Below are 5,072 nucleotides of genomic sequence, written 5' to 3'. Positions count from 1 at the left end.
GTCGGGATCTGCACGGCGGCACGACCGGATCGTTCATTGATCAGCAGCTTCGCGCGCGGACCGTCCAGTTCCGCCAGTGCCGCATCCAGCGTCACCGGCTGGTTTCGCCTGCGTTCGGTCAGGGTCAGCAGCCGCGTTTCCGCCCCTGTGCCCGGATGGGTATGAATCACCTGCCGCTCGGTGACGATGAAACTCTCCGCCTTCAGCGTTTCCAGCCCCATGTCATAGGTGCCCGAGGCCATCGCCCCGTCGATTCGAGCTTGCAGAAGCTGCTCGAAGGCCGAGAACAGGATGCCCTGCAATTCGATCGTCAGCGCCAGCAGCCGGTTGAGGAAGGTGGTGATCGGCGGCAGATCGTCCTTGATGCCATTACTGTCCATCAGCTTCAGGCCGGTGGCGAATTCAAAGCGTTCCAGCGAACAGCATTCGACCTTGCCGCGCACCAGCAGCAGATAGAGCTGGCGCAGCGCGTCGCGGGCGTAAGGGCTTTCAAGATTGTCCTCAGGGCGGAAGAGGCCCTGACCGCCGGTCTGTCGCTGACCGCGGGTGATCGCCCCCAACGTATCGAGACGGCGGGCAATGGTCGACAGGAAGCGTTTTTCCGCCTTCACATCTGTGGCGATGGGCCGAAAGAGTGGCGGCTGCGCCTGATTGGTGCGGTTGGTCCGCCCCAGCCCCTGAATGGCGGCATCGGCTTTCCAGCCTGGTTCCAGCAGATAATGGACGCGCAGCCGCTGGTTTCGTGCCGAGATGTCAGCGTGATAGCTGCGCCCGGTGCCACCGGCATCCGAGAAGATCAAAACGCGCTTCTGGTCATCCATGAAGGCCGAGGTCTCGGAAAGGTTGGCCGACGGCGCCCGATTCTCGACCGCCAGACGCGCAGATGCACCGTCGCCCTTGCGCACGATCCGGCGCGAACGGCCTGTGACCTCGGCCACCATATCCGTGCCAAAACGCTGAACGATCTGGTCGAGCGCACCGGGGACAGGCGGCAGGCTGGCAAGCTGCTCGATCATCTCGTCACGCCGGGCGACAGCTTCACGGCTTTCGACCGGCTGGCCGTCGCGGAAGACAGGCCGGGAGGAGAGATTGCCCTCGCCATCGGTGAAAGGCTCGTAAAGCTGGACGGGGAATGAATGTTGCAAATACGAGCCGACATAATATGCCGCGTTGGCGTTATGCGGAGTTCTGGGTTTCAAGCTTTTGTTTTGGTGTTTCATTTTCGGGTTTCCGCTTTGGATAATAATGATGCCTCTGCTCTCAACCGCAGAAGGACATCCCCATGCACTCCCCCTCGAACTCCCCGCTCGGCGGCCATACCGAAGCCGAGGACCGCACTCTCGTCCGCGCCTATTTCGCGAATAATCCCCGGCTTTCGGCTGGCGCGCTGAGCGCCGCCCGGCATTTTCTGAAGTGGGCACGCGCCCGAGAGATTTCCATCAAGGACCTCGACGCATCAGCTTTGGATCGGTTCCTGCGTCATCGCTGCCGCTGCGGCCGCTACAGCCCTGCGCAACTGCGCAAACCTGTCTATGCCACGGATACCCGCAGGTTCCTGAGCTATCTCGAAGGCACCGGAGCGGTCACGATTGCCGATGATGTCGCGCGGCTCGGGCAATATCTGGAGGCTTATGCCGGAAAGCTCAGCGCCGCCGGATACAGCAAGGTAACGTATTCGATGCGGCTGAGTCAGGCGCGCCATTTCGCGGAATGGGCGCTGCAGATGCGTGTTCCGGCCCATGGGATCGACGATGCCATTGTCGACCAATTCGCGCATCATGATTGCCGTTGCGGGATCAGGACCAAGCGCGGCAAACGGGTCGCAGGCTCAGGCACCAGGGACCGCCGCCGTGGTGTCCGGGCCTTTGTCAGGTTCCTGCGGGATGAAGGTCTGCTTCTCGCTGAAGCATCAGAATGCGGCACCACCTGTGACCCGCGCCTGACCGCGTTTTCGGAATGGCTGCGACGCGAACGTGGAGTGACGTCCGAGACGGTTCGGCGCTACTTGAACGAAGCGGGTCGCTGGCTGGATCGCCTTGGCAACACCCCGAAGGATTACAGCGCGGCGTCCATCCGGTCGATCGTTCTGGATCAGGGCGAAGAACGCTCGCGATCATCCGTGCGCATGACGGTCACCGTGCTGCGCACCTTCCTGCGCTTCACCATCATTCAAGGCCAATGCGCCCCATCTCTTGTCCATGCGGTGCCACCCGCAGTTCGGCGCAGGCTTGCGACGGTCCCGCGTACGATCCCCACGGCGAAGATTGAAGAGATCATAGCCTCCTGTCGCACCGATACACCGGTCGAGATACGGGATCGCGCGATTCTTCTCCTCCTCGCCCGGCTGGCCCTGCGCGCGGGGGATATCTGGCAGTTGCGTCTGTCCGATATCGACTGGCGCGCGAGCCGGTTGCGATTGCACGGCAAGGGCAGGCGCGGCGTAATGATGCCGTTGCCACAGGATGCAGGCGATGCGCTGCTGTCCTATATCGAGGACGCGCGCCCGGTGATCGCCACGGACAGGGTTTTTCGTCGAACCCAGGCCCCTTTCCCCCCGCTGCGATCTGCCGCCGAGATCGCCGGGATCGATTCCCGTGTCCTGAGCCGGGGAGGCTTTTCCGGATTGCCGACCGGTTCGCATGTCTTTCGCCATTCGCTGGCATCCGCCTGGTTGTGCGGCGGCGCGGATCTTGACCAGATCGGTGTCGCGCTGCGCCACAACTCGCGCGATACCACCGCGATCTATGCCAAGGTCGATGTCGGGATGCTGACGGACGTAGCTCAGCCATGGCCGGGATGCGCGTCATGATGCATCACCATGTCGACCGCTTCGTTCAACTCAATCGCGCTCTTGGAATGAAGTTCGCCGCGCAGGAGAGATCCTTGCGCGTCTTCGCGGATTTTGCTGCGGAACGATCCATCACGCATCTGACGGCAGCGTTGATCCTGGAATGGGCCGGCGGCGCCGCGACGCCTTATGCCGCGCAGGAGCGGTTTGACCGAGCCCGTGCCCTGACCATTTTCCTGCATGCGGAAGATGCGCGGCACGAGATACCGGCGATGGGACTGCTGGGCCGTTCACGACGACGGCGACCTGCACCGCATATTCTGACGCAGGACCAGATCAGACGTATCATGCAGGAAGCGCTTCTGGTGCCCGGCCTGTCGCCGATCAGCCCGCTGACCTACCACAACCTGTTCGGGCTGCTCGCTTCAACGGGCTTGCGGATTTCGGAGGCATTGTCCCTGCAGCGCGGCGATCTGACGGAAGACGGCCTCATGATCCGCAAGGGTAAGTTCGGCAAAACCCGTCTCGTGCCCATTCATGCCTCGACCCGTGCCGCGCTGGATCGGTATCTTGAAGCCCGCAATGGCCTGCGCAAAGCAGGCGATGCGCTTTTCGTTCTGGGCCATGGCCGTCCCCCGACAGCGACGAGGGTCCATGTGGTCTTCGTCCGGATCGTGCGCAAGCTCGGCTATCGCAACCCGACAGGCCCCGGTCCCCGGGTGCACGATCTGCGCCATACCTTCGCCGTGCGATCGCTGGAGGCCTGCGGAAACAACCCACAGGCGGTGTTGCGGCACATGAAGGCCTTGAGCACCTATCTCGGCCATGTGGATATCGCCAACACCTACTGGTACCTTGAGGCCACGCCGGTTCTGTTGCAGATGATTGCGTCGACCGCCGAGGAGACCTGGATCGGAGGTGCGACATGACCCCGCTTGCTCCCGATCTTTCCGCCTTCCTGCAAACCCATCTTCCCGATGAATGCGGGGCAAGCCGACATACCATTGCGGCCTATGCCCGTGCGTTCACCCTCTTGCTGCGGTTTGTCGCCGGGCGGGCTAAGCGAACCCCATCTGAACTCTTCATCGAAGACCTCGACATTCAGACGATCAGGGCGTTCCTCGAACATATCGAAGAAGGGCGCGCCAATTCCGTCCGGTCCCGCAATGCACGGCTGGCGGCGATCAAATCGTTTTTCCGTTTCGTCGAACATCGCCACCCGGCCTGCCTCGAGCAGGCGATGATGATCCGGGCCATGCCGACCAAGCGAACAGACGCCAAGCTGATCGACTATCTTACCAAGGAAGAAGTCAGCGCCTTGCTTGCCGCACCGAACCGCTACACGCGGGGCGGATTGCGAGACCGTGCCATGCTGCATCTGGCCTATGCCGCAGGGTTGAGAGCCTCCGAACTTCTGGCTGTGCGGATGGACGACTTTCACGACGGGTCGTTTTCCAGCCTGCGGATTCTGGGCAAAGGGCGGCGGGAGCGTGTGCTGCCGCTCTGGAAAGAGACCCAAAACGCCATTCGCGCATGGCTGGCAATCCGTCCTGGCCAAGTCGGCCCGGAGCTGTTTCTGAACCGCGACGGGCGACGAATGACGCGGGACGGATTTGCATATCGGCTCAGGCAACATGTGGCGACGGCCGAACGCTCGACGCCGTCGATTGCCGCAAAACATGTGACCCCACATGTGCTGCGGCACAGCTGCGCCATGCACACGCTTCAGGCCACCGGCGATATCCGCAAGGTTGCGCTCTGGCTTGGCCATGCCAGCATCCAGACGACCGAGATGTATCTGCGCGCTGACCCAACCGAGAAGCTCGCGCTTCTCGAGGCGCATCACGCACCGCTGATCAAGCCCGGCAAGTTCCGTGAGCCCTCGGACAAACTGCTGCAGATCTTGGCCGTCGCCGCGCAGCGTTCCTGACCGACAAGACAAAATTGGCGTCCCGCATTCTGCGGGCTGCTACTCCATCACATAGCCAAGCGCCCGATAGCCCGTTCTTCGTTTGGCGGCCATCCTGGCGAGGACCGGGACCGAACTGTCGACATAGTCAACCACCAACACGTCTTTCTTGTCGTCATGCCGCCGGTGCAACCTGCCGACATATTGCGCCAGCGTGCCCTTCCATGCGATCGGCATCGTCAGGAACAGGGTATCGAGCCGCGCATCATCGAAGCCTTCGCCGATGTAACGCCCTGTTGCGAGGATCAGCCGTTCCTCATCATTGGAAACGGTCAACGCTGCTTGCGCGGCTTTCCTGTCCTTAGCCGACATGCC

General features: G+C 62.2%; 4 protein-coding genes and 1 pseudogene. 3 read left to right on the top strand and 2 right to left on the bottom strand.

What is annotated here, in order from left to right:
- A pseudogene (locus ACK5L9_RS11225) lies at nucleotides 1-1,160 on the bottom strand (strawberry notch C-terminal domain-containing protein); the annotation flags it as partial.
- Between the two features lie 122 nt (nucleotides 1,161-1,282).
- Here ACK5L9_RS11225 and ACK5L9_RS11220 point away from each other — a divergent pair.
- The 3 genes from ACK5L9_RS11220 to ACK5L9_RS11210 are packed head-to-tail and all read left to right on the top strand — an operon-like array spanning nucleotide 1,283 to nucleotide 4,718.
- On the top strand, nucleotides 1,283-2,809 hold the full coding sequence (locus ACK5L9_RS11220) for a tyrosine-type recombinase/integrase (protein ID WP_416911551.1): 1,527 nt from the start codon (nucleotides 1,283-1,285) through the stop codon (nucleotides 2,807-2,809).
- A complete protein-coding gene (locus tag ACK5L9_RS11215) occupies nucleotides 2,806-3,717 on the top strand; it encodes a tyrosine-type recombinase/integrase (protein ID WP_416911550.1) in 912 nt (303 codons plus the stop codon). The genes ACK5L9_RS11220 and ACK5L9_RS11215 overlap by 4 nt, the downstream gene beginning before the upstream one ends.
- The gene (locus tag ACK5L9_RS11210) at nucleotides 3,714-4,718 is read left to right on the top strand and encodes a tyrosine-type recombinase/integrase (protein WP_416911549.1); all 1,005 of its coding nucleotides are present in this window, start codon (nucleotides 3,714-3,716) and stop codon (nucleotides 4,716-4,718) included. The genes ACK5L9_RS11215 and ACK5L9_RS11210 overlap by 4 nt, the downstream gene beginning before the upstream one ends.
- Nucleotides 4,719-4,757: 39 nt before the next feature.
- On the opposite strand, the gene ACK5L9_RS11205 is transcribed toward ACK5L9_RS11210, so the two are convergent.
- On the bottom strand, nucleotides 4,758-5,072 hold a 315-nt coding region (locus ACK5L9_RS11205; protein ID WP_416911548.1), incomplete at its 5' end, for a DEAD/DEAH box helicase.

The sequence above is a fragment of the Paracoccus sp. (in: a-proteobacteria) genome (genome assembly GCF_047973135.1).
Taxonomy (GTDB): Bacteria; Pseudomonadota; Alphaproteobacteria; order Rhodobacterales; family Rhodobacteraceae; genus Paracoccus.
This window is presented reverse-complemented; position numbering and strand designations above follow the sequence as displayed.

Excerpts from the sequence above, each read along its gene's own strand:
- ACK5L9_RS11220 (WP_416911551.1), top strand. The coding sequence starts at position 1,283 with ATGCACTCCCCCTCGAACTCCCCGCTCGGCGGCCATACCGAAGCCGAG.
- ACK5L9_RS11215 (WP_416911550.1), top strand. The coding sequence starts at position 2,806 with ATGATGCATCACCATGTCGACCGCTTCGTTCAACTCAATCGCGCTCTT.
- ACK5L9_RS11210 (WP_416911549.1), top strand. The coding sequence starts at position 3,714 with ATGACCCCGCTTGCTCCCGATCTTTCCGCCTTCCTGCAAACCCATCTT.